General features: G+C 67.9%; 3 protein-coding genes. All 3 read left to right on the forward strand.

Annotated elements, in window-relative coordinates; translation table 11 throughout:
• The first annotated feature begins 293 nt into the window (after positions 1–293).
• Complete coding sequence (locus KBX53_RS29575) at positions 294–1,025, forward strand: methyltransferase domain-containing protein (RefSeq protein WP_309140884.1); 732 nt, start codon at positions 294–296, stop codon at positions 1,023–1,025.
• Positions 1,026–1,468: 443 nt separating this feature from the next.
• On the forward strand, positions 1,469–1,936 hold the full coding sequence (locus tag KBX53_RS29580; RefSeq protein WP_210862928.1) for a hypothetical protein: 468 nt from the start codon (positions 1,469–1,471) through the stop codon (positions 1,934–1,936).
• Positions 1,929–2,461: alpha/beta fold hydrolase (locus KBX53_RS29585; protein WP_210862930.1), on the forward strand; the 533-nt coding region annotated here is incomplete at its 3' end. The genes KBX53_RS29580 and KBX53_RS29585, both read left to right, overlap by 8 nt.

The following is a 2,461-nucleotide window of genomic DNA, read 5'->3' on the forward strand; positions in this document are numbered from 1 at the left end:
CCCCACCACAGCGAGGCTTGTGCGAGCTTCAGAGTCGCACTGAGCGTTATCGGCGGGATCGACGTCGCACAGCGCGATGGGGGTGTCGCCGAGCGCGTTCACCACCTTTCGGCCGCGTCGATGGGACCGGGCGGGCCTAGCGTTCCATGGCGGCGACGTGCCTGGGCGGTAACGGCTGCGCGATCTGCCTCAACGAACGGCACTCACGCCGACACCCACACTCAGGACACCAGGCACGTTCATGCCGCTGGTCGAGGTTCGGCCTGAGGAACTGATCCTGGGATGATGTTGGTGTGGTCGACCAACGCGCCAGTTTCGAGTTGCTTGGCAACGAGGCCTTGGAGCAGTCCGCGGTGGTGGCGAACTGCGTCATGAACCGGGAGCGGCAGCTCTCCGGGGTCAACAGCTACACCCGGGAGTTGGGGTTCAACCCTCTTGACGTTCTCGCCGCCGGCCCAGTTCGCGTCGGCCGAGCCGAGCCGTTGGCAGCCGCTGGCTGGTTGGATCTGTGCTGCGGCACCGGTCGAGCGCTTATCCAGGCTGCCGGGGAACTGCGGCTGGCAGGGTTGACCGAGCGGACAGTCCTCGTCGGGGTGGACCTGGTTGACGCCTTCGATCCCGTCCCCACACCACCGCTGAACCTGGAGTTGATCTGTGCCTCGGTGGTCAACTGGGCACCAACGCGGACGTTCAATTTGATCACCTGTATGCACGGACTGCACTACGTCGGAGACAAACTCGCCGTCCTGACCCGCGCGGCCGGCTGGCTGACTCCCACCGGCCGCCTCGTGGCCGATCTGGACCTGTCCAGCATTCGGCTTCCTGACGGGCGACCCGCGGGGCGGCGCCTCACCGCCCAACTCCGTGCCGCCGGGTTCTCCTACGACTCCCGTCGCCGCCGGATCAGCTGCACCGGCCGCCGCGACGCCCGCCTCCCGTACCGCTACCTCGGCGCCGACGATCGCGCTGGTGCCAACTACACCGGACAACCCGCCGTGCATTCCTACTACACCGAAAACTACTGACCGCACCACCGGTAATGTCCGCACATGCCGCGATCCGCCCGCACAGGCGAGCGCGTCGCCACGGCCCCCGATTCGGTCGAAGCGTCCTACCGCCTCATCGACGCAGAGCGTCACGGGTACGCGGGCTGAAGCCTGTTGCGAGTCCGTCGTCCGACACCGATTATCTTGGCGAAGATCTGAGCAGGGCTTCCTGGACCAGGGCTCCGGCAAAGTCGTGAGGTGCTCGGCTTGAGGTGGTTGACGTAGACGGGTCCTCTTGGTGGTAGCAGGTCGGGCGTGACCGGTTCAGAAGGTCATCGAGGTTCCTACGCCTGTTGATCTGTTCGAAGTGAGGCATGCCCGCGCTGAACGGTTCCGTCAACCGCCCACCGTGTTCGCGCCATCATGCTTGACGCTCGACGTCAAGCGCTTGACAATGGGTGTCAAGTAGCGGAGGAGGCAGCATGGCGCCAACCCACGAGGAACTGACCGAGCATCTCATCCGGTTGATCGACATCCGCCTGCTCGACCCCCTCGAAATCCTGGTCGACGGCCATGACGCCATCGACCCGCTGCGTGCCGTCATCCGGGAGCGGGCCCGATCCTGGGCCACCACGATCGTCAGCGGCGACGACCGGGCCGCCGTCAGCGTGGTGATGCGGGCAATCTCCACCCTCTACCCGGGGGACGGACCGTTCGACCCACCCATCGACTGGTGGCGCAGCCCTCTCGGCCAGGCCGTCGCGCGACGGGTCGGCCACCCGACCGCCGAATCCGTGTCGTACACAGTGGCCGGCGCCATGCTCGGCATCACCCGCCAGGGCGTCCACGACCTGGTCTCCCGCGACAAGCTCGCCCGCCACCCCGAAGGCGGCGTGCGCTCCGCCTCCGTACGCGACCGACTGCTCAAGGAAGGAACCCGACGTGTCTGAGACCATCATCGACTCCGGGACCGTGCCCATCGCGATCCGCGACGTCGGCGGACCCGGACAACCGCTGCTGCTCCTTCACGGCGCCGGCGGCAACCTCGCCCAGATGACCACCCTCGCCGAGCACCTGCACCCCACCCACCGGGTGGTCGCCGTCGACCTGCGCGGTCACGGCCGGTCCGGAGACGGCCCGTGGCGCTGGGACGACGTACTGGCCGACCTGGCCGCCGTCACCGACCACCTCGGCCTCACCTCACCCGCGGTGGTCGGCGTCTCCCTCGGCGGCATGCTCGCCACCCTCTGGGCGCAGCGTCACCCGGACTGCCCCGGTGCCGTCAGCTTCGACGGCAATCCGCCGTTGAACCGTCCGGACCAGCTCGCCGGGATGGACCCGGAGCAGGTCGAGACCGAGCTTGCCAAGCTGCGGACCGTCTTCGACGGGATGGCCGCGATGCTGGCCGAACCACTAACCGCCGAACAGGTGGCCGCCATGCTTGCGGGGCAGCGAGCCATGGCCCAGCGCTACGG

The organism is Micromonospora sp. M51, assembly GCF_018070305.1.
Classification (GTDB): domain Bacteria; phylum Actinomycetota; class Actinomycetes; order Mycobacteriales; family Micromonosporaceae; genus Micromonospora; species Micromonospora parva.

Coding starts and splice junctions, on each gene's coding strand:
- KBX53_RS29580 (WP_210862928.1), top strand. CDS start 1,469: ATGGCGCCAACCCACGAGGAACTGACCGAGCATCTCATCCGGTTGATC.